This is a genomic window from Sphingomonas trueperi, assembly GCF_040545665.1.
Lineage (GTDB): Bacteria > Pseudomonadota > Alphaproteobacteria > Sphingomonadales > Sphingomonadaceae > Sphingomonas > Sphingomonas trueperi_B.
Genome location: NZ_JBEPMH010000006.1, coordinates 129,741 through 153,668, shown reverse-complemented (window position 1 = coordinate 153,668; position 23,928 = coordinate 129,741). Strand labels below are relative to the sequence as shown.

Genomic DNA, 23,928 nt, shown 5'->3' with positions numbered 1-23,928 from the left:
GCTATCCGCGATAGCGCTACCATCGGCATGTTGCCTGCGGCAAGGGGTTTGGCGTGGCTGCGGCGCTCCGCAGCCGATCAGGCGCCGGCTTCGGCTTCGCGCGCCACGGGGATCGTGAACGCGAAGGTCGCCCCGCCGCCGGGCGTCTCCTCCGCCCAGATCCGGCCGCCATGGCCCTCGATCAAATGGTGCGAGATGGCGAGGCCGAGGCCCAGCCCGCCACCGGAGTCGCTGCTGCCCTTGCCCAGGCCGGGCTGGAACAGCAGATGGCGCTGCTCGGCCGGCACGCCGGGGCCATTGTCGATCACCCGGATGGTGACTTCCTCCGGATCCTGTCGCTCGGCGGTGACGCGGAGCGCGGCATCCGCGTGCTGGTGGCAGGCCTCGCCGGCGTTGCGGAGCAGGTTGGCGAGCACCTGGACGATCTGGACATTGTCGAACCGGGCGCAATTCGCATCGGCCGCGACATGGATGGTCACCGGCGGCATCAGCAGCGGCGCGGCGGCGCGAACGAGGTTGAGCGCCTCCTCGATGCAACCGGTCACCGAGCGGTTTTCCAGCACAAGGTCGTTCTGTCGCACCATTCGGCGGATGCGGCGTATGATCTCACCGGCGCGCTGGAGCTGCTGCTCGGCCGCCCCTGTCAGGTCGCGGGTGCGCTCGTCACTCACCGGCGACAGGCGGAGCGCGGCCATGTAGTTGGCGGCGGCGGAGAGCGGCTGGTTGAGTTCGTGCGCCACCGTCGCCGCGATCGAGCCGAGCGCGCTGGCGCGGGTGAGCTCGAGCATCTGGCGCTCGATCGTCACCCGCTCGGCGAGCATCCGGTCGCGCTCCTGCAGCCGCGCGCGCAGTTCCTGGTCGACGCCGATCCGGTGCTTGGCCAGCGTGACATAGCTCGCCAGCGTCTGGAGGAACTGGATCTCGGCATCGGTGAAGCTCGCCCGCCCGCGTCGTCCGAACGCCAGCGTGCCGAGCAGCACATTGTTGTGGAGCAGCGGCATGCAAAAACAGGCGTCGAGCCCCATGCCGCGCGCATAGGCGAGCCGCGGGTCGTCCGACTGCTGGATGTCGCGGGCGATCATCGGCGTCAGGCTTTCCGCCACCCCGCCGCAGATCGCGATGCCGATCGGGACATGGCTCCAGTCGGACACCTGCTCGGGGGTGATGCCCGCCCAGGCGTCGAGATCGAGGCCGTTGCCGTCGAACGCGTAGTGGAAGAAGACGTCGAGCTCGACCTCGCTGCGGATCAGCCCGAAGATGCCGTCGAGCGCGGGGGCGAGGTCCTCGGCCTGAAGCAGGTCGCTGGCGCTGACCGCGAGCAATTCGAGGAAACGATAGGAAGGTGCGTCTTCGCTGCCCGCGCCGGGGGCTTGGTCGCTGGAGCGAAAAAGGGCGCTGCGGCGGTTCAGCATGGTGTACGACAGGGCTATGCCGCGGCCTTGGGGGCGGCCACTCCGTATTGCTACTGACTCTCAGTCTGTTGCGAGACGGTCGCGCCGAGCGCTGCTATTGCTAGGCGTTCGCAGGGCTAACCGGCTGCGAAAAGGCCGAAAGTGCGGCCCAGGCGGGCGCCTTCGCCGCGAGGCCCACGGTATGCAGCGGGCTCGACGACGGCAAGCCGAGGATGGTGTAGCGGGCGGCTTCCGTCCCAAGTTGGCGCAGGCCGTGGCGCTGGGCGGTGCCGCCGTTGAACGCGATGGCGCGCAGGTCGGGGAGGGTGGCGGCGAGGGCTGCGATGTCGTGCGCTTCGATGTCGCGCAGCGCGGCGTCGGTGCTGCCGGGGCGGGTCGCGCTGGCGACGACGTCCCACAGCCCGATCCGCGCGGCGCGCAGCGCATCGAGCCGCTCGGGATAGGCGAGCGGCACCAGGTCGCGGCCCGCGGCGGGGGAGATCAGCTGCCAGAACTGGTTCTGCGGATGCGCATAATAGCGCGCCGCCGCCAGCGAGCGCTCGCCGGGCAGCGAGCCGAGAACGAGCAGCCGCGTGTCGGGCGCGACGACGGGCGGGAAGCTGTGCTTGCGCTCGGTCATGCGGCGGGGGCGTCGAGGCGCAGCGCAAGGCGGCGTTCCTCGCGTGCCGCGACCAGCAGCGCGCGGATCGCGGGATCGTCGAGCTGGTCCGCCCCGACGAGCGGCACATGCCGCATCGCCTTGCCGGTGCCGCGGAGCAGCCCCTCCGGGTCGGGCAGTTCGGCGCCGCGATAGAAGGCGAGGTTCATATGGTCGCGATAGGGCAGCGCGCAGGCATAGGCCTCCGACATCTTTTTGGGTCCCCAGCCCCAGCTCACCGCGCGGTCACCGGGGCGGGACACTTCGACCAGGTCGGGATGCAGCGCGAAAGCCAGCGCCCGGAGCGCGTCCAGCAGCGCTTCGTGCTGGGGCGCGAGCGCGACGATCTGCGCGAAGGTGCCGACGGCGTCTGCCATGCCCGATCGATAGGCGGCGGAAGCGCGGCGTCAAGCGTCGGGATCGTCCGGGCCGTCCGGGCCGCCGTCGAGATCGCCGACGCATTGCAGCTCGGGCTCGGTCTTCGCCTGGCGCGCCAGATCGCGCGACAGGCCGGTGATGCCGGGGATCAGCGTGTCGGGCGCCAGGCCATAGCCCTGGATCAGCCGGACCGCCCAGGCATAATGACGCGCGCCGGCCTCGCAGCTGTCGCTGCCGCCGTCGCTGACGCCCCAGACCTTGCGCCAGCTGCCCTTGCCGCTCTGTTCGAGCAGCGCCTCGAAATCGCCGACTTCGCCGCTGCCCTGGACATAGGCGAGCGCGCGCGGGCCCTGGTGGAACACCTTGAAGGTGCGGATCGTGAAGCGCGCCGCGGGGCGGTCGTCCCCGTGATGGAGCACCTTGAGGATCGCGCTGCGCTCGGCACTGCCCGGCGGGGGCGTGTAGAGGCCCGGCGCGGCGGCGATCAGCAGCAGGGCGAGGGCGGGCAGGGCGAGGGAGCGCAGGCGAATCATGGGGGAGGCCTGTAGCAGGAATCGCGCGGCGGAGGTGCAAACGATGCCCCTCCTGCTTCACCGCGTTTCGCGCACCTTGCAGCTCAGTACCAAGAAAAAAATGTCGTGATTTCCTAGCCTTTCGCGCAGTTGTTGTCGCGGGCGACAGTACTTCCCCGCGATGGGGAAGGCGGCCTTAGGATGAGGGGAAACAACATGCGCACGGCGATGATGGCGGCAGCACTCGGCCTGTTGATGGTGGGCAGCACCGCGCAGGCGGCACCGATCCTCTACAGCTTTTCCGGACAGATCAGCGGCACGCTGAACGGGCAGGCCTTTACGCTGAGCGACTATATCCTGTCGCTCGCCACCGACACCGACACCGTGTTCCAGCCGCGGCCCGACTTTCGGCCGAGCCTGTACAATTCCGGGCCGGCGACGCTGTCCTTCACGATAAACGGCGTCTCGGGCACCTTCGCCACCCAGTTCAACGCGTTCAGCGTGACGCTGGGCAGCGGCAGCGGGCAGCGCTCGCTGGTGGGTTTCACCGAGGCGGAGCAGTTCGGCAACGATCTGATCGACGTACGCGATCCCGGCCTGCTGGGCTATGATCTCAAGACCGGCATCAGCTCGGCGACGAACCTGCCGATCGACTTCCTCAACTTCGGCACCGCCTTCGAGACGAGCGCCGGCACGCTGATTTTCGCCAACGACGACGAGGCCTCGGCGCGCTTCAGCGCCTCGCTCTCGGCGGTGCCCGAGCCGGCGAGCTGGGCGATGATGGTCCTGGGCTTCGGCATTTTGGGCGGGGCGCTGCGCCAGCGGACCAAGGTTCGCGTGCGCATCGCCTGAGCGGGCGGGGCCGGGGCGTTGCTGTCCCGGCCCCTTCCGGCGGACGCCGAAAGCGCCTATGCTCGCGCCATGGCCCGCACGATCACCCGCTACCGGGACTTCTGGCCCCATTACCTGCGCGAGCACGCCAAGCCCGCGACGCGCAGGCTGCATTATATCGGCACCGCGCTGACCTTCGCCGCGCTCGCCGCCGGACTGCTGCTCAACACCTGGTGGCTGATCGCCATCCCGCTGGCCGGCTACGGCTTTGCCTGGGGCGCGCATTTCGGCGTCGAGCGCAACCGGCCGGCGACCTTCACCTATCCGCTCTGGTCGCTCGTTTCCGATTACCGGATGTTCTTCCTGTGGATCGGCGGGCGGCTCGGGCCGCATCTGAAGCGGGCCGGCGTCGCGCAATAGATAGCGTTGCTTGCGCGGGGGCCGGGCGCCCCCCTATCTAGCGCCCATGCACGTTTCCCAGAACACGCTCGCGCTGATCGGCAACACCCCGCTCGTCCGCCTGAAGGGCCCCAGCGACGAAACCGGCTGCGACATCTTCGCCAAGTGCGAATTCGCCAATCCCGGCGCCTCGGTGAAGGACCGCGCGGCGCTCTACATCGTCAACGATGCCGAGGAGCGCGGGCTACTCGCCCCCGGCGGCACGATCGTCGAGGGGACGGCGGGGAACACGGGCATCGGGCTGGCGCTGGTCGCCAATGCCAAGGGCTATCGCACGATCATCGTGATGCCCGAGACCCAGTCGCGCGAGAAGATGGACACGCTGCGCGCGCTCGGCGCCGAACTGGTGCTGGTGCCGGCCGCGCCCTATTCGAACCCGGGACACTTCGTCCATACCAGCCGCCGCATCGCCGAGGAAACACCCAACGCGATCTGGGCCAACCAGTTCGACAATATCGCCAACCGCAAGGCGCATATCGTTGGCACCGCCGAGGAGATCTGGACGCAGATGGACGGCCGGGTCGACGGCTTCACCTGCGCGGCGGGCACCGGCGGCACCATCGCGGGCGTCGGCCTGGGGCTGAAGGCCAAGGACGAAAATGTCACCATCGCGCTCAGCGACCCGCACGGCGCCGCGCTCTACGAATATTATGCCTGTGGCGAGCTGCGCAGCGAAGGCTCGTCGGTCGCCGAGGGCATCGGCCAGGGGCGGATCACCGGCAACCTCGAAGGCGCGCCGATCGACACCCAGTTCCGCATCTCCGACGAGGAAGGCATGGTGTGGGTGCGGCGCCTGCTGAAGGAGGAGGGGCTGTGCCTCGGCCTGTCCTCGGGCATCAACGTTGCCGGCGCGGTGCGGCTCGCCAGGGCGCTGGGGCCGGGCAAGCGCGTCGCCACGATCCTGTGCGACACGGGATTCCGATACCTCTCCACGCTGTACAACGACGAATGGCTTGCGGCGAAGGGGCTCTCGGCACCGGCGGCGTGAGCCCCGCGCGGCAGCACCGCTCGACAAGCGGCCCGGCGCGCGTTACATTTATGCCACAGTCATGAAATTAGGCCCGCCCCAGGATCACGCCCAGGCCATGCAGCGCATCCGCGTCGGCATGACAGGACTCGCGGTCGTCGTCCTGCTGATGATGCTGGCCTTCGCGTTCTTCTCCTCGGTGAACCGCGAGGCGCCGGTGAGCGCGGCGGGGGCGTCCAATGCATCGGTGGTCGCCAACCTGACCGGGGTCGACAATGTCGCCGCCGATCGCACCCGCGACGAACCGCTCGCCGAACTGGGCGTCGCGCCGAGCACCGACGATCCCGCCGCCCAGGCGCGCGAACAGGCCCACCGGCAGGACGCCGCCGCGGGCAAATAAGCCGGAGACTCGGGTGCGGCCGGGGATCTGCCCCCCACCGGAATCGCGGCGCGGGGATCGCCGGGGAAATCGCCCCACTTTTCGGGGACGGCGTGGGAAGCGAAATCTGCCGCTTTCTCCCACTGCGGTAAAAATGCCGCAGTTTCCGTTGCTTGCGGAAAGCTTGTGGCAGTTTCGACGTCGGCCTTTTTGGTTCCCTCCTTTCCCGTAACTTTGCGCAGATTAGGCATTTTTCCGGATGCCTGTGCTTCGGTGCAGGGGTGAATGGTGAACAAATGGGGGCCATGACGGGAAAAGCGCCCAGCGGTGGCGATCAGTGGCTGAAATTCCCGTGCTGTCCCCATCTGTCCCGTTGTCTCCCGCCCTATAATGTGATTAAAAGGGCACACTAAAGGGGGGCACGAACCCTTTCTCCCGAACAGCACCAGCCGGAGCACGATTTCGCGTGATTCCGGCGGCGGGAGAGTCGTGCCCGGCTTGGGGTTTGGCGTGGCAGACAGGGAGCTCTTCGAAGGATTTGCGCTCCAGGCGGTCGACCAGAAAGGTCGCGTCGCCATACCCGCAGACCTGCGCGCTGCCGCCGAGCGCAATTCGGACGTCCGCCAGATCGTCGTCGGCGTGCATGCGGAGGATCCGTGCCTCTCCGCGCACGATACCGGCTGGTCGCGGACCAAGTACGAACGCATCGACAAGCTGGACCAGCAGGCGCTCGATCGTGGCGAGCAGCCCAGCGTGCGCCCCAAGCGCCGCGCCTTCGGCATGGTCGAAAAGGCGCCCTATGACGACAGCGGGCGGTTCGTGCTGCCGCCCTTCTTCCGCGCCAAGGCCAAGATCCAGAAATGGGCCTTCTTCGTCGGCAGCGGCGACACGTTCGACATCTGGGCGCCCGACGAATTGCTCGCGAGCGAGACCGCCGATCCCGAACTCAAGGAAATCTGCCTGTACCTGATGCAGCAAAAGGGGGCGATGTGACCGACGTCCCCCATGTCCCCGTGCTGCTCGACGAGGTTCTGGACGCGCTCGCGATTGCGCCCGGCGAAACCCATGTCGACGGGACCTTCGGTGCCGGCGGCTATACGCGCGCCATGCTCGGTAAGGGCGCGGCGGTGGCGGCGTTCGACCGCGACCCGACCGCGATCGCCAATGGTGCCCGCATCGTCGCGGAAAGCGACGGCAAGCTGACCCTGATCCATGCGCCGTTCAGCAGCATGGCGCAGGAACTGGAGGCACGCGGGCTGGCGCCGGTGGACGGCGTCGTGCTCGATATCGGCGTTTCCTCGATGCAGCTCGACCAGGCCGAGCGCGGCTTCTCGTTCCAGCAGGACGGGCCGCTCGACATGCGGATGGCGGGCGAGGGGATGAGCGCGGCCGACTGGCTCAACAATGCCGACGAGGGCGAGATCGCCGATGTGCTGTTCCACCTCGGCGAGGAGCCGCGTGCCCGGCGGGTGGCGAAATATATCGTCGAGGCGCGGCCGCTGACCCGCACCGCGGAGCTGGCGGCGGTGGTGCGTCGCGCGCTCGGCCATCGCCCGCACGACAAGAAGGATCCCGCGACGCGGACCTTCCAGGCGGTGCGCATCCACATCAACCGCGAGCTCGACGAGCTGACCGACGTGCTGGCGGCTGCCGAGCGCGTGCTCAAGCCCGGCGGGCGGCTGGTGGTGGTGAGCTTCCACAGCCTGGAGGACCGGCTGGTCAAGCGCTTCTTCCGCGAACGCAGCGGCAGCACGCCGGCGGGTTCGCGGCATCGCCCGGCGGTGGGTCCGCGGGCGGAGCCTAGTTTTGAAACGCCCGCCAAGGCCGTGCGCCCTGGCGAGGCGGAGTTGGTGCGTAACCCGCGCGCCCGCTCGGCAACGCTGCGCGCGGCGCGGCGGACCGGGGCGGCGCCGTGGTCCGGTGAGGATAAGGTGTGATGGCAGTGTATGGCTTCAGGGGGCTTGGCTGGTTCCTGTGCGGCGTCATCGTTGCGCCGACTTGCTACATGGTGACGTCGCACGGCGCGGCGGAACGGGCGAAGCTGCGCGCGATGGACTCCGCCATCGTCCAGGCGCACAAGGACATTCGTGGCCTGGAGACCGAATTCGACACCCGCGCCAACATGGCCCAGATCGAGCGCTGGAACGGCGACGTGCTGGCGATGAACGCGCCCCAGCCGCAGCAATATCTCGCCAGCGCGAGCGGGCTGGCGGCGCTCGACCAGCCTGCCCCGGCAGCGCCCGGCGACGCCAAGGTGGAGACCGCCGCGCTCGTGATTCCGACTGGACAGCGTCCGGTGGAAACGGCGGCGGTCGCCCAGTCGGTGGCGACGGCTGCGGCCGTGCCGGTCAAGGCGGCGGCATCCAAGCCGGTGGCGACGGCTTCGGCTGCGCCGGTCAAGGCTGTTGCGGCCAAGCCGGTGGCGATGGCTTCGGCGGCGCCGGTCAAGGCAGCGCCGGTCAAGTCGACCGTCGTGCGCGTGGCGCAGGCCGATACCAAGCCCGTGCAGGACCTCGACCGGCTGATCCGCAAGATCGACAAGTCCCGGCTGGCCCAGCCCGATCGCCCGCTGCTCAGCGCCGCGACGATCAGCGACCTGCGCCGGGTGGCGAAGCGCGAGCAAACGGCGCAGCGATGATCGTCGTCGTCGCCCCTCCCGCGCGTTCGCGGGGTTCGGGCGGGGGGCGCGAGGCGCTCGTCGCGGTGGCGCAATTGCGCCTGATGATCCTCTCGATCCTGTTCGGCGCGGGCGTGCTGGCGATCCTCGTCAAGCTCGCCTTTCTGGCGTTGTCGGCGGGTCCCGCCAGCCCGCGTGACCTGTCCAACGCGCTGGTGCCGGCGCGCGGTGACATCGTCGATCGCAACGGCACGCCGCTCGCGCGCAGCATCGACGCTTGGACGATCGCGATCCACCCCAACCAGGTGATCGGCGACAAGGCCGCGCTGGCGCAGAAGCTCGCCGAGCTGATGCCCGAGCGCAGCCAGTCGCAATATTATGCACTGCTCAAGGCGGGCGGCGGCTTCGCCTTCCTCAAGCGCCGCGCGCTGCCCGAGCTGGTCAACCAGGTGAACGCGCTGGGCGAGCCGGCGATCGAATTCCAGCGCGAGACCGATCGGCTCTATCCGCAGTCGGACATGGCGGCGCATGTGCTCGGCTATCTCGACGACAAGGGCCACGGCGTCACCGGCATGGAGAAGGTGCTGGAGGCGCGGCTGACCGATCCGGCGCAGCGCGGCAAGCCGGTGACGCTGTCGCTCGACGCCCGCGTCCAGGCGGCGCTGGAGAGCGAACTGGGCCGCGCGATGGTGGACCTGCAGGCGCGCGGTGCCGCCGCCGTGGTGCTCGACGTGCACACCGGCGAAGTCGTCGCGATGGCCTCGCTGCCGAGCTTCAACCCCAACCAGCTGGGCGGCCCGCCGCCGCGCAACAACGTGACCCAGAGCGTCTACGAGCTCGGTTCCACCTTCAAGCCGATCGCGGTGGCCGCCGCGATCGATTCGGGCACGATCACCTCGATGTCGCGGCGCTTCGATGCGACCGCGCCGATGAAGGTCGGCCGCTTCACCATCCATGACGATCGCGGCGACGAGCAGTTTCGCTGGCTCAACATTCCGGAAACGCTGATCTATTCGTCCAACATCGCCACCGCGCGGATCGCCGACGAACTGGGCGCGGAGAAGATGCAGGACATGTTCCGCCGCCTCGGCTTCGACCAGCGGCCGAGCATCGAGATCGGCGCGGTGCGCCCGCTGTGGCCGGCGAACTGGGGGCGGATCACGGTGATGACCACCGCCTATGGCCACGGCATCGCGGTGACCCCGCTGCACCTCGCCGCCGCCTATGCCGCGATGGTCAATGGCGGCATCTGGCATCCGGCGACGCTGATGAAGGTGGATGCCGAGCATCCGGTACGGGGCCGCCGCGTGCTGCAGGAATCGACCAGCTACCGGATGCGCCAGCTGCTGCGGCTGATCGTGCTCAAGGGCACCGGCCGCAAGGGCGAGGCGCCGGGCTACCGCGTCGCGGGCAAGACCGGCACCGCCGAGGCGGCGAGCGAGGGCGGCTACGACCATCACCGCAACGTCTCCACCTTCGCGGTGACTTTCCCCGTCGACGCGCCGCGCTATGTGGTGGTCGCCATGCTCGACTCGCCCAAGGCCAATGCCAACACGCCGCGCACCACCGCGGCCTGGACCGTCGCGCCGGTCGTCTCGCGCCTGATCGCGCGGACCGGCGCCCTTCTGGGCATCGCGCCCGACAATGCCAAGGACATCGACGAAAGCGAGCTGCTGCCGCTGGTCGACCGCTCCCCGGAGCCGAAAGCGAGCGCCGAATGAAACTGGGTCAACTGATCGGCACCGCGGACGACGCGGTCGTCACCGGATTCGCGATCGATCACCGCAAGGTGGCGCCGGGCACGATCTTCGGCGCGTTCGAGGGCGCGCGGGTGAACGGCGAGGACTATATCGACGCCGCGGTGCAGGCCGGCGCGATCGCGGTGGTGGCGCGGCCCGAGGCGAAGGTGGCGGGCGCGGTGCACATCGCCGACGCCAATCCGCGCCAGCGCTTCGCCGACCTGGCCTCGCAGTTCTTCGCGCCGTTCCCGGCCGTCACTGCGGCGGTGACCGGCACCAACGGCAAGACCTCCACCGTCGAGATGACCCGCCAGCTGTGGCGCATGGCCGGCTTCCACGCCGCCTCGATCGGCACGCTGGGCGTGACCACGGCGGACGAGCGCGTTTCCACCGGGCTAACCACGCCCGACATCGTCACCTTCCTGTCGAACGTCGCCGGGCTGGCGCGCGAGGGCGTGACCCATGTCGCGTTCGAGGCTTCCTCGCACGGGCTGGCGCAGTACCGGACCGAGGGGCTGCCGGTGCGCGCGGCGGCGTTCACCAATCTCAGCCGCGACCATCTCGACTATCACGGCGACATGGCGACCTATTTCACCGCCAAGCTGCGGCTCTTCGCCGAGGTGCTGGCCGAGGACGGCACGGCGGTAGTGTGGGCGGACGATCCCCATGCCCCCCAGGTCGAGGACCTGGCGCGCATGCGCGGCAACCGGCTGATCACGGTAGGCGAGCATGGCAAGACGCTGCGGCTGGTCGGCCGCACGCCCTCGCTGCTCGGCCAGACGCTGGAGATCGAGGCGGAGGACAAGGTCCACACCGTGCGGCTGCCGCTGATCGGCGCGTATCAAGCCGCCAACGCGCTGACCGCAGCGGGTCTGGTGATCGCGACCGGCGGGGACGTTGCCGATACGCTGGCCAACTGCGCGCGGCTGCAGCCGGTGCGCGGGCGGCTGGAGCGGGCAGTGATCGCCGCCAATGGCGCGCCGGTCTATGTCGATTATGCCCACACCCCCGATGCGCTGGAAGCGGCGATCGCGGCGCTGAAGCCGCATACCGACGGCCGGCTGATCCTGGTGTTCGGCGCCGGCGGCAACCGCGATCCCGGCAAGCGCGAACTGATGGGGCAGGTGGCCGCAACCGGCGCGGACGTGGCGATCGTAACCGACGACAATCCACGGACCGAGGATCCGGCCGAGATCCGCCGCGCGATCCTCAAAGGCGCGCCCGAGGCGACCGAGATCGGCGACCGCCGCGCCGCGATTGCCGCCGCGATCGCGATGGCCGAGCCGCACGACATCGTGCTGATCGCCGGCAAGGGACATGAGCAGGGCCAGATCGTCGGCGAGATGGTGCTGCCGTTCGACGATGTCGCCGTGGCGCGGGAGTGCGCGGCGTGAGGGGGCGTCTTCTTCGATCCTCCCCTGCAAGGGGAGGTGTCGCGCAGCGACGGAGGGGGGTCACCGCTGGGGCGGCGGACCTTCGTTTCGAGTGGGGACACCCCTCCGTCAGCCCTGCGGGCTGCCACCTCCCCTTGCAGGGGAGGATGTGAAGATGACCGACGCACTTTGGACCTCTGACGAAATCGCCGCCGCGACGGGCGGCACTGCGTCGGCGGACTTCACCGTCTCCGGCGTCGCCTTCGACTCTCGCGAGGTCGGCCCCGGCGACCTGTTCCTTGCGCTGAAGGGCGAGAGCACCGACGGGCATCGCTTCCTCGACCAGGCCTTCGCGCAGGGCGCGGCCGGTGCCGTAGTGTCCGATGCGACCGACCATCCCAGCGTCCGCGTCGCCGATACGACCGCCGCGCTGGACGCGCTCGGCGCCGCTTCGCGCAAGCGCTCGGCCGCCAAGATCATCGGCGTCACCGGCTCGGTGGGCAAGACAGGCACCAAGGAGGCGCTGTTCGCCGCGCTCGACCGGATCGATCCCGGCTGCGCGCACCGCTCGGTGAAAAGCTACAACAACCATACCGGCGTGCCGCTGAGCCTTGCCCGCATGCCGCGCGAAAGCCGCTACGGCGTGTTCGAGATGGGCATGAACCATGCCGGCGAGCTTGCGCAGCTGACTCGGCTGGTGCGGCCGCATGTCGCGATCGTCACCGCCATCGCGCCGGCGCATCTCGGCTTTTTCGACAGCGTCGAGAAGATCGCCGATGCCAAGGGCGAGATCTTCCAGGGGCTCGGCGCCGGCGGCACCGCGATCGTGCCGTTCGACAGCCCCTATCGCGACCGGCTGCTCGACGCCGCGCGGCCCTATGCGACTCGGATCGTCACCTTCGGCCTCGGCGAGGGCGCCGACTATCGCGCGGTCGAAACGATGCGCGCGCGCAGCGGCGGCACCTTCGTGATGGCGCGCTTCGGCAACCGCGAGCTGAGCTTCACCATCTCCCAGCCGGGCGACCATTGGGTGTCGAACGCGATGGCGATCCTCGCCGCGGTCGACGCGGTGGGCGGCGACCTCGAAGTCGCGGGCCTCGCGCTGGCCGAACTGGGTGGGTTGGCCGGTCGCGGCGCGCGGATGACGGTACCGGTGGGCGACGGCACCGCGCTCGTCATCGACGAAAGCTACAACGCCAATCCGAGCTCGATGCGCGCTACGTTGAAGGTGCTCGCCGCCGAGCCTGGCCGCAAACTTGCCGTGCTCGGCGAGATGCGCGAGCTGGGCATCCACTCGGATGCGCTGCACGCCGAACTGGCCGATCCGATCGCGGAGGCCGGGGTGAGCCGTGCCATATTGGTGGGCGAGGCGATGGCGCCGCTGGCCGCTGCGCTTGAGGGTCGGCTGGATTTCGTCCATGTGGCCGATGCCGCAGCTGCGAAGGCAGAGCTCGAATCGACGCTCGCGCCGGGCGATGCGGTTCTCATCAAAGGGTCGAACGGCGTGCGGCTGGCGACGATCGTCGCGGCGCTGGCGGAAAGGCAATCATGCTCTATCTGATCGCGGAGCAGCTGGGTTTTCCCGGCGTCCTCAATCTCTTCCGGTACCTGTCGTTCCGCACCGGCGGTTCGGTGGCGACCGCATTGCTGATCGGATTGCTGATCGGGCCGAAGTTCATCGGCTGGCTGCGGCTGCGCCAGGGCAAGGGCCAGCCGATCCGCGACGACGGTCCGCAGAGCCACCTCGCCAAGCGCGGCACGCCGACGATGGGCGGGCTGATGATCCTGACCAGCCTGACGCTGGCGCTGCTGATCTGGATGGACCTGCGCAATGCCTATGTCTGGGCGTGCATGTTCGTGACGCTCGGCTTCGGCATGATCGGCTTCCTCGACGATTACGACAAGGTGCGGAAGCAGAAGACCGCGGGCGTATCGGGCAAGGTGCGGCTGCTCGGCGAGTTCCTGATCGCCGGCGTGGCCAGCGCGATTATCATCTTCGCGGAGGGCAATACCCAGCTCTACGTGCCGTTCCTCAGCTGGGTGCATCCGGATCTCGGCTATTTCTACATCGCCTTCGCGGCGTTCACGATCGTGGCGTTCGGCAATGCGGTGAACCTGACCGACGGGCTCGACGGCCTGGCGACGATGCCGGTGGTGATCGCGGGCATGGCGTTCATGCTGATCGCGTACCTGGCGGGCAACAAGATCTACGCGACCTATCTGGGCATCCCGCACGTGCCCGGCGCGGGCGACCTCGCAATTTTCTGCGGCGCGATGATCGGGGCGGGGCTCGCCTTCCTGTGGTTCAATGCGCCGCCGGCGGCGGTGTTCATGGGCGATACCGGCAGTCTCGCGCTGGGCGGGGCGATCGGCACGATTGCCGTCACCACGCACCATGAGCTGGTGCTCGGCATCATCGGCGGGCTGTTCGTGATGGAGGCGCTGAGCGTCATCATCCAGGTGTTCTTCTTCAAGCGCACCGGCAAGCGGGTGTTCCGCATGGCGCCGATCCACCACCATTTCGAACAGCTCGGCTGGTCGGAGCCGACGGTGGTGATCCGCTTCTGGATCATTGCCTTCGTGCTGGCGCTGGCCGGTCTCGCGACGCTCAAGCTGCGGTGATCACCAGCCCTGCCTGGCGCGGCAAACGCTTCGCGGTGCTCGGGCTCGCACGCTCGGGCGCGGCGACCGTGCGTGCGCTGGTGGCCAGCGGGGCGAGCGTGCTGGGCTGGGATTCGAACGAAGCGGCGCGGGATGCGCTCGCTAAAGCCCCTCCCCTTCAGGGGAGGGGTTTGGGGTGGGGCAGTGTCTCACCGAGACCAACCGACGTTCTGGAATCCCTCCACCCCAACCCCTCCTCCAAGGAGGAGGGGCTATTCGCGGTCGCCGACCCGCTGGAAGCTGATCTCACCGGTTTCGCGGGCATGGTCGTCTCCCCCGGCGTGCCGCTCAACCGGCACCCGATCGCGCCGCATGCCCGCGCGGCCGGCGTGCCGCTGATCGGTGACATCGAGCTGTTCGCACAGGCGCGCGCCGATCTCCCCGTGCACCGTGTCGTCGGGATCACCGGCACCAATGGCAAGTCGACCACCACCGCGCTGATCCACCACATCATCGAGACGGCGGGCATCCCGACCCGGCTCGGCGGCAATATCGGCCTGCCGATCCTCGGGCAGGACCCGCTGCCCGCGGGCGGCGTCTATGTGCTGGAGCTGTCGAGCTACCAGATCGACCTGACCCATAGCCTCGACTGCGACGTGGCGGTGCTGCTCAACATCACGCCGGACCATCTCGACCGCTATGACGGCTTCGAGGGTTATGCCGCCTCAAAAGCGCGGCTGTTCGGCATGCAGTCGAAGGGCCACGCCGCCATCATCGGCATCGGCGACGCCGCCTCGGCCAACATCGCTCGGCAGGTAGCGCTTGCGGGCCGCAGCGAGGACGTGACCAAGATCGCCCCGGGCGTGTGCATGGACCAGTCGCGCTGGCCCGCGTTGCAGGGCCCGCACAACGCCCAGAACGCGCTCGCCGCGATCGCCGCCTGCGAGGCGCTCGGCATCGACCGCGCGGCGATCGACAAGGGCCTCGAGAGTTTCCCCGGCCTGCCGCATCGCATGGAGCGGATCGCCACCCGCAACGGCGTGCTGTTCGTCAACGACAGCAAGGCGACCAACCCGGAATCGACCGCGCCCGCGCTGTCGGCCTACCCGCGCATCCACTGGATCCTCGGCGGCGTCGCCAAGACTGACAGCCTGGAGGCGTGCCGCCCCGGCTTCGGCCATGTCGTGCGCGCCTACACGATCGGCGAGGCCGGGCCGCTGTTCGCTGGCCTGCTGGAGGGCGAACTGCCCGTCGAACAGTCCGGCACCCTGGAAACCGCCGTCCGCGCCGCTGCCGCCCACGCCCAGCCGGGCGAGGCGGTGCTGCTGTCGCCCGCCTGCGCCTCGTTCGACCAGTTCCGCGATTTCGAGGCGCGCGGCGATGCCTTCCGTGCTGCCGTGGAGGCGCTCGGGTGAGCCGCCAGTCCGGGGACGTGGAAGAGAAGCACGCCGGCCTACCGCGCATCTCCAACCAGCTCAGCCGCGCCAGCAAGTCGCGCGCGGGGATGTGGTTCTGGGAAGTGGACCGGGTGCTCCTCTTCCTGCCGCTGCTGCTGATCGCGATCGGGCTGGTCGCGGTCGCCGCCGCCTCCCCCGCGACCGCGCGGCGCTATTCGGATGCGGCGCACATCGTCCAGCCGATGTACTATTTCTGGCGGCAGCTGATGTGGGTGTGCATCTGCGTGCCGGTGCTGATCATCGTCTCGATGCTGCCGACCTCGATAGCGCGGCGGCTGTCGCTGGCAGGCGCGCTGGTGTTCCTCGGGCTGATGATGCTGCTACCGATCATCGGGCATGAGGTGAACGGCGCCAAGCGCTGGATCAGCCTCGGCATTTCGGATCTCCAGCCGTCCGAGTTTCTGAAACCCCTGTTCATCGTCTCGACCGCTTGGATCCTGTCGTTCCGCGCCAAGGATCCGGAGCTGCCGGTGATGGTGGTCACCGGTGCGATCACCGCGCTGATCGCGGTGCTGCTGATGCTCCAGCCGGACTTCGGCCAGACGATCCTGTTCGGCACCGTCTGGGTGATCCTGCTGATGCTCTCCGGCATCTCGCCCGCCGCGATCGCCGGACTGGGCGGGGTGGCGGTCGGCGGCGTGGTCGCGGCGTACCTGTTCTACGGCACCGCGCGCACCCGCATCGACAATTTCCTGTTCCCGACCAAGGAAGCCGCGCTCGCCGATCGCTACCAGGTGGAGATGGCGCACGACACGCTGACCGCCGGCGGGCTGTTCGGCGCGGGGCCGGGCAGCGGCCAGATCAAGTTCCGCCTGCCCGAGGCGCATACCGACTATATCTTCTCGGTGATCGGCGAGGAGTTCGGGCTGATCGCCTGCGCGGTGATCGTGCTGCTCTATCTCGCCATCGTCGTCCGCGTGCTGATGAAGCTGCTCGACGAGGAGGATCCGTTCCGGCTGCTCGCGGCCGCCGGGCTGGCCTCGCAGTTCGGGGTGCAGGCGCTGATCAACATGGCGGTGAACACCGGTATCGCGCCTTCGAAGGGCATGACGCTGCCGTTCATCAGCTATGGCGGCTCGTCGATGATCGCGCTGTCGATCGGCTATGGGCTGCTGCTCGCTTTCACGCGACGAAACCCGTATCTGAAGCGGTCTCCCTATACCGGCCGCTGGAGCAAAGCCGCATGACCGAACGCCGTAGTTACGTCCTCGCCGCCGGTGGCACCGGCGGGCACATGGTGCCCGCGGCTGCCTTGGCGGTGGAGCTCGCACGGCGCGGGCATCAGGTGGCGCTGGTCAGCGACGAGCGCGGCGTGCGCTTTCCCGGCCTGTTCGAGGGGGTGGAGACGCATGTGCTCCCCGCCGGGCGGCTGGGCGGCGGGCCGATCGGGTACCTGAAGGCGGCGCGGCAGATGATGGCGGGCCGGGCGATGGCGCGGAAGCTGTACAAGCAGCTGCGCCCTGCGGCCGTGATCGGCTTTGGCGGCTATCCCGCTTTCCCGGCGCTGCTGGCGGCGTTCAGCGCGCGTATTCCCACCGTGATCCACGAGCAGAATGCGGTGCTGGGACGGGTCAACCGGCTGGTAGCGGGGCGGGTGGCGGCGATCGCCACCTCCTACGACAAGGTCGAGCGGATGAAGCCCGGCTGGGAGGCCAAGACCCACCTCACCGGCAACCCCGTGCGCGAGGCGGTGCTGGCGCTGAGAGCCAAACCCTATCCCATGCTCGAGGAAGATGGGCTGTTCCGCGTGCTGGTGACCGGCGGCAGCCAGGGCGCCTCGATCCTCAGCCAAGTGGTGCCCGATGGCCTTGCCCTGCTGCCGGTGCACTTCCGGCGGCGGCTGCAGGTGACGCACCAGGCGCGCATCGAGGACATCGAGATGGTCCGCGCCAAGTACCAGGAACACGAGATCCCCGCCGAGGTCGCGACCTATCTGCCCGACATGCCCGAGCGGCTGGCCTGGGCCCATCTGGTGATCGCGCGGGCCGGGGCCTCGACCATCGCCGAGTTGACCGCCGCCGGGCGTCCCGCGATCCTGGTGCCGCTGCCCAGCGCCACCGACGACCACCAGACGGCGAACGCGCGCGAGATCACCGAAGCGGGCGGCGCGCGGACCATCCCGCAGCGCGCCTTCACCGCGCAGGAGCTCGCCAAACAGATGCAGAAGCTGGGGCTCGACACCAAGGCGCTGGAGAATGCCGCGGCGCGCGCCCGCGGCGTCGGCCGGCCCGACGCGGTGCGCGACCTGGCGGACCTCGTCGAATCGATCCATGCACCCAAGGCCCCGGTGGGCAAGGTGCAGACGGCAAACAAGAACGGAAGGCCAGCTTACGCATGAAGGGCGTCGCCACCGACATCGGTACCATTCACTTCGTCGGCATCGGCGGGATCGGCATGTCCGGCATCGCCGAGGTGATGCACAATCTCGGCTATAAGGTGCAGGGCTCGGACGTCGCCGACAGCTATGTCGTGCAGGGGCTGCGCGATCGCGGGATTCCCGTCACCATCGGCCATGCCGCCGAGAATCTGGGCGACGCGGCGGTGGTGGTGGTCTCCACCGCGATCGTCCGCACCAACCCGGAAGTGGAAGCCGCCTACCAGAACCGCATCCCCGTGGTGCGCCGCGCCGAGATGCTCGCCGAGCTGATGCGGCTGAAGTCCACAATCGCGGTGGCGGGCACCCACGGCAAGACGACGACCACCTCGATGGTCGCGGCGCTGCTCGATGCCGGCGGGGTGGACCCGACCGTGATCAACGGCGGGATCATCAACCAGTACGGCTCCAACGCGCGATTGGGCGAGGGCGACTGGATGGTGGTCGAGGCCGATGAGAGCGACGGCAGCTTCCTGCGGCTCGACGGCACTTTCGCCATCGTCACCAATATCGATCCCGAGCATCTCGACCATTATGGATCGTTCGAGAAGGTGAAGGCGGCGTTCGTCGAGTTCGTCGAGAATGTGCCCTTCTACGGCGCGGCTTTGCTGTGCCTCGATCATCCCGAAGTGCAGGCGATCATCCCGCGCGTCCGCGACCGGCGGATCGTCACCTATGGCTTTGCGGCCAGCGCGGACGTGCGCGGGGTGAACGTGACGCCGCATGCCGGGGGCAATCGGTTCGAGGCAATCATCCGCCATCGCGACGGCAGCACGCGCTCGATCGAGAATATCGAGCTGCCGATGCCCGGCCGCCACAATGTCCAGAACGCGCTCGCCGCGATCGGCGTGGCGCTGGAGCTGGGCATCCCGGATGCGACGATCCAGCAGGGGTTCGCCAAGTTCGGCGGGGTCAAGCGGCGCTTCACCAAGGTGGGCGAGGTCGCGGGTGCTTCGATCATCGACGATTACGGGCACCACCCGGTGGAAATCCGCGCGGTGCTGGCGGCGGCGCGCGAGAGCACGCGGGGCCGGGTGATCGCGGTGGTGCAGCCGCACCGTTATTCGCGGCTCGCCAATCTGATGGACGAGTTCGCCCAGGCGTTCAACGACGCGGACATGGTGTATGTGGCACCCGTCTATCCGGCGGGCGAGGCGCCGATCGAGGGCGTCCATGCCGATGCGCTGGTCGAGCAGATCTCGCACCGCGGGCATCGGGCGGTCGCGGCGACGACGGATGCGACGGCGCTGGCGACCGCGCTCGGCGGCGTGGTGCGCGAGGGCGACATGGTCGTGTGCCTGGGGGCGGGCGACATCACCAAGTGGGCGGCGGGCCTCGCACCGGCGATTGCGGCTGCGCGGGGGGATGCGTGAGCTTGGCGATGACCCCATTCCTCCCCTGCGAACGCAGGGGAGGGGGACCGCGCTGCGCAGCAGCGTGGTGGAGGGGCCGCCGCGCCAGCGGCGGTAGGCTTCCGTTACAGCGTACCCCGCGCCTGTCGGCGCGGCCCCTCCACCACCGCCTTCGGCGGCGGTCCCCCTCCCCGAGCTTCGCCCGGGGAGGAATTTGGGTGCTGGAGTGCGGCGTATGAGCATGCCCCAGCCTCGCGGCAAACTCACGCCGAACGCCCCGCTTGCGCCGCTCGTGTGGTTCAAGAGCGGCGGCGCGGCGGAGTGGCTGTTCGAGCCGGCCGATGCCGACGACCTCGCATCCTTCCTCGCCGCGCTCGACCCCGCCACCCCGGTGATGGGCCTCGGCCTCGGCTCGAACATGATCGTCCGCGACGGCGGGGTGCCGGGCGTGGTGATCCGCCTCGGCAAGGCCTTTGCCGCGGTCGAGCAGCTCGACGAGACCACCCTGCGCTGCGGCGGCGGGGCCTCGGGCATTCTTGTCTCGTCCAAGGCGCGCGACTGGGGCATCGGCGGCGTGGAGTTCCTGCGCTCGATCCCCGGCACCGTCGGCGGCTTCGTGCGGATGAACGGCGGCGCCTATGGCCGCGAGACCTGCGACATCCTCGTCGAGTGCGACATCGTCCTCCGTTCGGGTGAGCGCCGCGTGCTGGCCAATGCCGATCTCGGCTACACCTATCGCCACAGCAGCCTGCCCGAGGGCGCGATCGTGGTGAGTGCCACCTTCCGCGGCTTCCCCAAGCCGTCGGACGAGATCCAGGCCGAGATGGACCGCATCGCCGCCGCGCGCGAGGAATCGCAGCCGCTGCGCTCGAAGACCGGCGGCTCGACCTTCAAGAACCCCGAGGGCCACAAGGCCTGGGCGCTGGTCGATGCGGCCGGCTGCCGGGGCCTGCGCCGCGGCGACGCGCAGGTCAGCGAGAAGCATTGCAACTTCCTCCTCAACTTAGGCGAGGCGACCAGCGCCGACATCGAGGCGCTGGGGGAGGACGTCCGCGCGCGGGTCAAGGCGCAGTCGGGCGTGGAACTGGAATGGGAAATTCAGCGCGTGGGAGTGGCGAAGTGAGCCGCGACCTCAATGACTACGAGCGCCGGATCCTCGACAATGTGCGCAATCACGGCTGCCACATCAACTATGTGGCGGACCCGGAAGGCGAACAGCCGCCGTTCGGCTATTCGGTGGGTTTCCCGGAGACGATCGGCCAGCCCGAAGTGATCGTCTTCGGCCTTTCCAGCGAACTCATCGCTGCAATGATCAACGCGATCTATCGCCAGTGCCGCGATGGCCTGCAGATGGAAGATGGCCTCGTTGTCTCCGACCTGCTGGCAGGGCACGATTGCGTGCTGGAGCGTGTCGCAAGCAGCAACATCATTCCCGACTATTTCAATTCGGCGATGTGGTTTCGCCGCCATACGACCGGCGAAGCCATGGACGCAGCCTATCAGATCGTTTGGCCCGGTGCGCAGGATGGCCTGTTCCCCTGGGACGAGAATGCGTCGGACCAGGTCCGCGCGCTGCAGCCACCGCTCAGTTCAGAGAGTTTCAAAGCATGACCTTCCAACCCCTCCACATCGCCGTGCTGATGGGCGGCTGGTCGGCCGAGCGCGAGGTGTCGCTGATGTCGGGGGGCGGCGTCGCGGAGGCGCTGGAGAGCCTCGGCCACCGCGTCACCCGGATCGACCTGGATCGCGACGTCGCCGCCAAGCTTGCCGAAGCCAAGCCGGACGTGGTGTTCAACGCGCTCCACGGTACCCCCGGCGAGGATGGCAGCGTGCAGGGCATGCTCGACCTGATGGGTATTCGCTATACCCACTCCGGTATGGTGACCTCGGTGATCGCGATCGACAAGCAGCTGACCAAGCAAGCGCTGGTGCCGCACGGCATCCCGATGCCCGGCGGGCGGATGGTGTCGCGCGAGGAACTGTACCGGCAGGATCCGCTGCCGCGTCCGTACGTCCTCAAGCCGGTCAACGAGGGCTCGTCGGTGGGCGTCGCGATCGTCACCGCCGAGAGCAATGTCGGCAACCCGATCCACCCCGATGCCCGCGGCCCCTGGCAGGAGTTCGAGGAACTGCTCGCCGAACCCTTCATCCGCGGGCGCGAGCTGACCACCGCGGTGCTGGGCGACCAGGCGCTGGGCGTGACCGAGCTCAAGCCCAAGAGCGGCTTCTACGACTATGAGTCGAAGTACACCGACGGGCTGACCGAGCACGTCTTCCCGGCGCAGATCCCCGATGACGTGGCCGAGGCGTGCAAGCGGATCGCGCTCGATGCGCACCGGCTGCTCGGCTGCAAGGGCGCCTCGCGCGCCGATTTCCGCTGGGACGACAGCCAGGGCGTCGAGGGGCTGTTCCTGCTCGAGGTCAACACCCAGCCCGGCATGACCCCGCTCAGCCTGGTGCCCGAACAGGCGCGCCATCTGGGCATCGACTATGCTAGTCTCGTGCAACGGATCGTCGAGGAGGCATTGTGAGCCGCAGGCCCGCCCAAGCGCAGCGCGCGACCACCCGGCGCGGCGAGAAGCCGAAGCCGCGCGGCACCGCGCGCCGGCCGCAGCGGGCGGGCGTGCTCGACCAGGCGATCGCCGGGCTGCCGATCAGCCCCGAGACGCTGCACAAGGTCACCACCTGGAGCATCGTCGGAGCGGTCGCCGCGGTGGTGTTGACCGTCGGCATCCTCGCCGGCGTGCCGCAGATGATCGGCGTCGGCGTGGCGCAGGCGGTGGGCGATGCCGGCCTCAAGGTCGACGAGATCCAGATCGACGGCTTGAAGCGGATGGACCGAGCCACGGTCTACGAGCAGGTGCTCGACCAGGATTCGCGCGCGATGCCGCTGGTCAGCCTGGAGGACGTGCGCCAGCGGCTGCTCAAGTTCCCCTGGGTGAAGGATGCGCGCGTCTCGCGCCGCCTGCCGTCGACGCTGCACATCGCGATCGAGGAGCGGACCCCCGCCGCGGTCTGGCAGAACCATGGCCAGCTGATGCTGATCGATCCCTCGGGCGTGCCGCTCGAGCCGGTCTCGCCCGAGGCGATGCCCGATCTGCCGCTGCTGATCGGCGAGGGCGCCAATACCCAGGAAGCCGCGCGCAAGCATCTGCTGGAGACGCAACCGGGCCTCAGGTCGCTGGTCAAGGCGACCAGCTGGGTGGGCAACCGGCGCTGGGACCTGTTCTTCACCTCCGGCGAAAAGCTGCAGCTGCCCGAGGGCGAAGACGAGGCGATCGCCGCGCTCAAGAAGTTCGTCGCGATCGACGGGACGCAGCGACTGCTGGGCCGCGGCTATGTCGGATTTGACATGCGCGACGCAAACAAGTTGGTTGTGCGCCGGCAGGGTGTGATCGAGCCGCCGCCGCCGGTATCCACCGCGCCGACGGCTGCACCGACCGCTCCAACGACAACGACGACGCCGCCGGCGGGCACCGGCACAGGGGAAGGTTGATGGCGAAGGTAGCACCCGAGGGGTTGATCACCGCGCTCGACGTGGGATCGTCGAAGGTCTCGGCGCTGATCGCGCAGCGGACCGACGAGGGCAATCTGATCGTGCTCGGCACCGGCCAGCGCGAGAGCCGGGGCGTGAAGCGCGGCTATGTCGCCGACATGCACGCCACCGAAATCGCCATCCGCGAGGCGGTGGAGCAGGCCGAGCGCATCGCAGGGTTCAACATCGAGGACGTCTGGGTCAGCTTCTCGGCGGGCGGGCTGGTCTCCAGCGTCGTCAAGGTCGAGGCCGACCTGGGTGGCCATAGGGTCGAGCAGGCGGATATCGACGATCTGCTCAAGGCCGGGCGCGGGGCGATCGATCCGCAGGGGCGGATGGTGCTCCACGCGCAGCCGACGCGCTACACGGTGGACGGGCTGGGCGGCGTCAAGCGACCGCTGGGGCTGCATGCCGATCGGCTGGGGGTCGACGTGCACGTCGTCACCACCGACGGTTCGCCGGTGCGCAACCTCGACCTGTGCGTCCGCTCGGCGCATCTCGAGGTGCGCTCGATCATCGCCGCGCCGGTGGCGACCGGGCTCGCCTGCCTCACCGAGGAGGAGCGCGAGCTGGGTGTCGCGCTGGTCGAGATCGGTGCGGGCGTGACCAACGTATCGGTCTTCGCGCAAGGGGTACTGGCGGGGCTGGCGTCGATCCCGATGGGCTCGGCCGACATCACCGACGATATCGCTGCCGCCTTCGGCACCGCGCGCGCCTGGGCGGAGCGGACCAAGTGTTTTCACGGCTCGGCCAATCTTTCCCCGCGCGACAATCGCGAGACGATCGACGTCGCGCCGGCTACCGCGGACGAGGGCACCGAAGGGCCGCGCATCACCAAGGCGGCGCTCAACACCGTCATCCGCCAGCGGCTGGAGCGCATCGTCGCCGAGATCCAGAAGGAGCTGAAGAAGCTCAACTTCCAGGAGCCGGTCGGCCGCCAGATCGTGCTGACCGGCGGCGGCGCAGAGCTGGCGGGAATCGCCGACTATGCCCAGCAGGCGCTGGGCAATGCGGTGCGCGTCGGGCGGCCGCGGGGATTGCTCGCCATGCCCAATGCGCATGCCGGCCCGGCCTTCTCGACACTGGCCGGACTCACCCAGTTTGCCGCGGCGGATCCGATCGACCTGCGCACGCTGGAGCCCAGCCGGCACCAGCTGGTGACGCGGGCGAGCCCGGGCGCGCTTTTCCAGCGGTTGATCGCGGCATTCCGGGCGAATTATTGAAGAAAAGCGGGTGTGGGGGTGCTAGGGATGGCTGGAGTCGTCGCTTCGCTTCGTGCATCAGAGAATATCAGGCTGTGCAGCG

The 23,928-nt window shown here is 69.0% G+C and carries 24 protein-coding genes; 20 read left to right on the top strand and 4 right to left on the bottom strand.

Annotated features, from left to right (window positions below):
• Positions 1-77: 77 nt before the first annotated feature.
• From ABIC65_RS18365 to ABIC65_RS18350, 4 genes are all read right to left on the bottom strand, one after another.
• A complete protein-coding gene (locus ABIC65_RS18365; RefSeq protein ID WP_354310627.1) occupies positions 78-1,412 on the bottom strand; it encodes a sensor histidine kinase in 1,335 nt (444 codons plus the stop codon).
• Between the two features lie 100 nt (positions 1,413-1,512).
• Complete coding sequence (locus ABIC65_RS18360; RefSeq protein ID WP_354310625.1) at positions 1,513-2,031, bottom strand: DNA-deoxyinosine glycosylase; 519 nt, start codon at positions 2,029-2,031, stop codon at positions 1,513-1,515.
• Complete coding sequence (locus ABIC65_RS18355) at positions 2,028-2,426, bottom strand: DUF1801 domain-containing protein (protein ID WP_354310623.1); 399 nt, start codon at positions 2,424-2,426, stop codon at positions 2,028-2,030. The genes ABIC65_RS18360 and ABIC65_RS18355 overlap by 4 nt, the downstream gene beginning before the upstream one ends.
• 30 nt (positions 2,427-2,456) lie before the next feature.
• The gene (locus ABIC65_RS18350) at positions 2,457-2,960 is read right to left on the bottom strand and encodes a hypothetical protein (protein WP_354310621.1); all 504 of its coding nucleotides are present in this window, start codon (positions 2,958-2,960) and stop codon (positions 2,457-2,459) included.
• Between the two features lie 195 nt (positions 2,961-3,155).
• Here ABIC65_RS18350 and ABIC65_RS18345 point away from each other — a divergent pair, with 195 nt between their 5' ends.
• The 20 genes from ABIC65_RS18345 (at position 3,156) to ftsA (ending at position 23,846) form a co-directional block, all read left to right on the top strand.
• Complete coding sequence (locus tag ABIC65_RS18345; protein WP_354310619.1) at positions 3,156-3,791, top strand: PEPxxWA-CTERM sorting domain-containing protein; 636 nt, start codon at positions 3,156-3,158, stop codon at positions 3,789-3,791.
• A gap of 69 nt (positions 3,792-3,860) precedes the next feature.
• Positions 3,861-4,190: a DUF962 domain-containing protein gene (locus tag ABIC65_RS18340; RefSeq protein WP_354310618.1), complete on the top strand. Its 330-nt coding sequence runs from the start codon at positions 3,861-3,863 to the stop codon at positions 4,188-4,190.
• A gap of 46 nt (positions 4,191-4,236) precedes the next feature.
• Entirely contained in the window at positions 4,237-5,217 is a 981-nt protein-coding gene (locus tag ABIC65_RS18335) for a cysteine synthase A (protein WP_354310617.1), read from the top strand.
• 61 nt (positions 5,218-5,278) lie between these two features.
• Positions 5,279-5,596, top strand: coding sequence for a hypothetical protein (locus tag ABIC65_RS18330; protein WP_354310615.1), 318 nt, complete (start codon positions 5,279-5,281; stop codon positions 5,594-5,596).
• 489 nt (positions 5,597-6,085) lie between these two features.
• Complete coding sequence (locus ABIC65_RS18325; protein ID WP_121078307.1) at positions 6,086-6,568, top strand: division/cell wall cluster transcriptional repressor MraZ; 483 nt, start codon at positions 6,086-6,088, stop codon at positions 6,566-6,568.
• Entirely contained in the window at positions 6,565-7,512 is a 948-nt protein-coding gene (gene rsmH, locus ABIC65_RS18320; RefSeq protein ID WP_354310614.1) for a 16S rRNA (cytosine(1402)-N(4))-methyltransferase RsmH, read from the top strand. Before ABIC65_RS18325 ends, rsmH begins: the two co-directional genes overlap by 4 nt.
• Positions 7,512-8,213 (top strand): hypothetical protein, encoded by a 702-nt coding sequence (locus ABIC65_RS18315; RefSeq protein WP_354310612.1) that lies wholly within the window; start codon positions 7,512-7,514, stop codon positions 8,211-8,213. Before rsmH ends, ABIC65_RS18315 begins: the two co-directional genes overlap by 1 nt.
• On the top strand, positions 8,210-9,913 hold the full coding sequence (locus ABIC65_RS18310; protein WP_354310611.1) for a peptidoglycan D,D-transpeptidase FtsI family protein: 1,704 nt from the start codon (positions 8,210-8,212) through the stop codon (positions 9,911-9,913). The genes ABIC65_RS18315 and ABIC65_RS18310 overlap by 4 nt, the downstream gene beginning before the upstream one ends.
• Positions 9,910-11,325 carry a UDP-N-acetylmuramoyl-L-alanyl-D-glutamate--2,6-diaminopimelate ligase gene (locus tag ABIC65_RS18305; protein WP_354310609.1) on the top strand — a complete coding sequence of 472 codons (1,416 nt, stop codon included), beginning with the start codon at positions 9,910-9,912 and terminating at the stop codon, positions 11,323-11,325. Before ABIC65_RS18310 ends, ABIC65_RS18305 begins: the two co-directional genes overlap by 4 nt.
• A gap of 154 nt (positions 11,326-11,479) precedes the next feature.
• On the top strand, positions 11,480-12,865 hold the full coding sequence (locus ABIC65_RS18300) for a UDP-N-acetylmuramoyl-tripeptide--D-alanyl-D-alanine ligase (RefSeq protein WP_354310608.1): 1,386 nt from the start codon (positions 11,480-11,482) through the stop codon (positions 12,863-12,865).
• Positions 12,853-13,926, top strand: a complete 1,074-nt coding sequence (mraY, locus tag ABIC65_RS18295) for a phospho-N-acetylmuramoyl-pentapeptide-transferase (RefSeq protein ID WP_354310606.1) — start codon at positions 12,853-12,855, stop codon at positions 13,924-13,926. The genes ABIC65_RS18300 and mraY overlap by 13 nt, the downstream gene beginning before the upstream one ends.
• Positions 13,923-15,320 carry a UDP-N-acetylmuramoyl-L-alanine--D-glutamate ligase gene (gene murD / locus ABIC65_RS18290; protein ID WP_354310604.1) on the top strand — a complete coding sequence of 466 codons (1,398 nt, stop codon included), beginning with the start codon at positions 13,923-13,925 and terminating at the stop codon, positions 15,318-15,320. The genes mraY and murD overlap by 4 nt, the downstream gene beginning before the upstream one ends.
• The gene (locus tag ABIC65_RS18285) at positions 15,317-16,549 is read left to right on the top strand and encodes an FtsW/RodA/SpoVE family cell cycle protein (RefSeq protein WP_354310603.1); all 1,233 of its coding nucleotides are present in this window, start codon (positions 15,317-15,319) and stop codon (positions 16,547-16,549) included. The genes murD and ABIC65_RS18285 overlap by 4 nt, the downstream gene beginning before the upstream one ends.
• Positions 16,546-17,700: an undecaprenyldiphospho-muramoylpentapeptide beta-N-acetylglucosaminyltransferase gene (gene murG / locus ABIC65_RS18280; protein ID WP_354310601.1), complete on the top strand. Its 1,155-nt coding sequence runs from the start codon at positions 16,546-16,548 to the stop codon at positions 17,698-17,700. The genes ABIC65_RS18285 and murG overlap by 4 nt, the downstream gene beginning before the upstream one ends.
• Positions 17,697-19,109, top strand: a complete 1,413-nt coding sequence (gene murC / locus ABIC65_RS18275; RefSeq protein WP_354310600.1) for a UDP-N-acetylmuramate--L-alanine ligase — start codon at positions 17,697-17,699, stop codon at positions 19,107-19,109. Before murG ends, murC begins: the two co-directional genes overlap by 4 nt.
• Before the next feature lie 220 nt (positions 19,110-19,329).
• Positions 19,330-20,211 carry a UDP-N-acetylmuramate dehydrogenase gene (gene murB / locus ABIC65_RS18270; RefSeq protein WP_436286752.1) on the top strand — a complete coding sequence of 294 codons (882 nt, stop codon included), beginning with the start codon at positions 19,330-19,332 and terminating at the stop codon, positions 20,209-20,211.
• Positions 20,208-20,699 carry a DUF4262 domain-containing protein gene (locus tag ABIC65_RS18265; protein WP_354310597.1) on the top strand — a complete coding sequence of 164 codons (492 nt, stop codon included), beginning with the start codon at positions 20,208-20,210 and terminating at the stop codon, positions 20,697-20,699. Before murB ends, ABIC65_RS18265 begins: the two co-directional genes overlap by 4 nt.
• Complete coding sequence (locus ABIC65_RS18260; protein ID WP_354310596.1) at positions 20,696-21,619, top strand: D-alanine--D-alanine ligase; 924 nt, start codon at positions 20,696-20,698, stop codon at positions 21,617-21,619. The genes ABIC65_RS18265 and ABIC65_RS18260 overlap by 4 nt, the downstream gene beginning before the upstream one ends.
• Positions 21,616-22,584 carry a cell division protein FtsQ/DivIB gene (locus tag ABIC65_RS18255; protein WP_354310595.1) on the top strand — a complete coding sequence of 323 codons (969 nt, stop codon included), beginning with the start codon at positions 21,616-21,618 and terminating at the stop codon, positions 22,582-22,584. Before ABIC65_RS18260 ends, ABIC65_RS18255 begins: the two co-directional genes overlap by 4 nt.
• The gene (gene ftsA, locus ABIC65_RS18250; RefSeq protein ID WP_354310594.1) at positions 22,584-23,846 is read left to right on the top strand and encodes a cell division protein FtsA; all 1,263 of its coding nucleotides are present in this window, start codon (positions 22,584-22,586) and stop codon (positions 23,844-23,846) included. The genes ABIC65_RS18255 and ftsA overlap by 1 nt, the downstream gene beginning before the upstream one ends.
• The last annotated feature ends 82 nt before the right edge of the window (positions 23,847-23,928 follow it).

Excerpts from the sequence above, each read along its gene's own strand:
- ABIC65_RS18365 (WP_354310627.1), bottom strand. The coding sequence starts at position 1,412 with ATGCTGAACCGCCGCAGCGCCCTTTTTCGCTCCAGCGACCAAGCCCCC.
- ABIC65_RS18360 (WP_354310625.1), bottom strand. The coding sequence starts at position 2,031 with ATGACCGAGCGCAAGCACAGCTTCCCGCCCGTCGTCGCGCCCGACACG.
- ABIC65_RS18355 (WP_354310623.1), bottom strand. The coding sequence starts at position 2,426 with ATGGCAGACGCCGTCGGCACCTTCGCGCAGATCGTCGCGCTCGCGCCC.
- ABIC65_RS18350 (WP_354310621.1), bottom strand. The coding sequence starts at position 2,960 with ATGATTCGCCTGCGCTCCCTCGCCCTGCCCGCCCTCGCCCTGCTGCTG.
- ABIC65_RS18345 (WP_354310619.1), top strand. The coding sequence starts at position 3,156 with ATGCGCACGGCGATGATGGCGGCAGCACTCGGCCTGTTGATGGTGGGC.
- ABIC65_RS18340 (WP_354310618.1), top strand. The coding sequence starts at position 3,861 with ATGGCCCGCACGATCACCCGCTACCGGGACTTCTGGCCCCATTACCTG.
- ABIC65_RS18335 (WP_354310617.1), top strand. The coding sequence starts at position 4,237 with ATGCACGTTTCCCAGAACACGCTCGCGCTGATCGGCAACACCCCGCTC.
- ABIC65_RS18330 (WP_354310615.1), top strand. The coding sequence starts at position 5,279 with ATGAAATTAGGCCCGCCCCAGGATCACGCCCAGGCCATGCAGCGCATC.
- ABIC65_RS18315 (WP_354310612.1), top strand. The coding sequence starts at position 7,512 with ATGGCAGTGTATGGCTTCAGGGGGCTTGGCTGGTTCCTGTGCGGCGTC.
- ABIC65_RS18310 (WP_354310611.1), top strand. The coding sequence starts at position 8,210 with ATGATCGTCGTCGTCGCCCCTCCCGCGCGTTCGCGGGGTTCGGGCGGG.
- ABIC65_RS18305 (WP_354310609.1), top strand. The coding sequence starts at position 9,910 with ATGAAACTGGGTCAACTGATCGGCACCGCGGACGACGCGGTCGTCACC.
- ABIC65_RS18300 (WP_354310608.1), top strand. The coding sequence starts at position 11,480 with ATGACCGACGCACTTTGGACCTCTGACGAAATCGCCGCCGCGACGGGC.
- mraY (WP_354310606.1), top strand. The coding sequence starts at position 12,853 with ATGCTCTATCTGATCGCGGAGCAGCTGGGTTTTCCCGGCGTCCTCAAT.
- murG (WP_354310601.1), top strand. The coding sequence starts at position 16,546 with ATGACCGAACGCCGTAGTTACGTCCTCGCCGCCGGTGGCACCGGCGGG.
- murC (WP_354310600.1), top strand. The coding sequence starts at position 17,697 with ATGAAGGGCGTCGCCACCGACATCGGTACCATTCACTTCGTCGGCATC.
- murB (WP_436286752.1), top strand. The coding sequence starts at position 19,330 with ATGCCCCAGCCTCGCGGCAAACTCACGCCGAACGCCCCGCTTGCGCCG.
- ABIC65_RS18260 (WP_354310596.1), top strand. The coding sequence starts at position 20,696 with ATGACCTTCCAACCCCTCCACATCGCCGTGCTGATGGGCGGCTGGTCG.
- ftsA (WP_354310594.1), top strand. The coding sequence starts at position 22,584 with ATGGCGAAGGTAGCACCCGAGGGGTTGATCACCGCGCTCGACGTGGGA.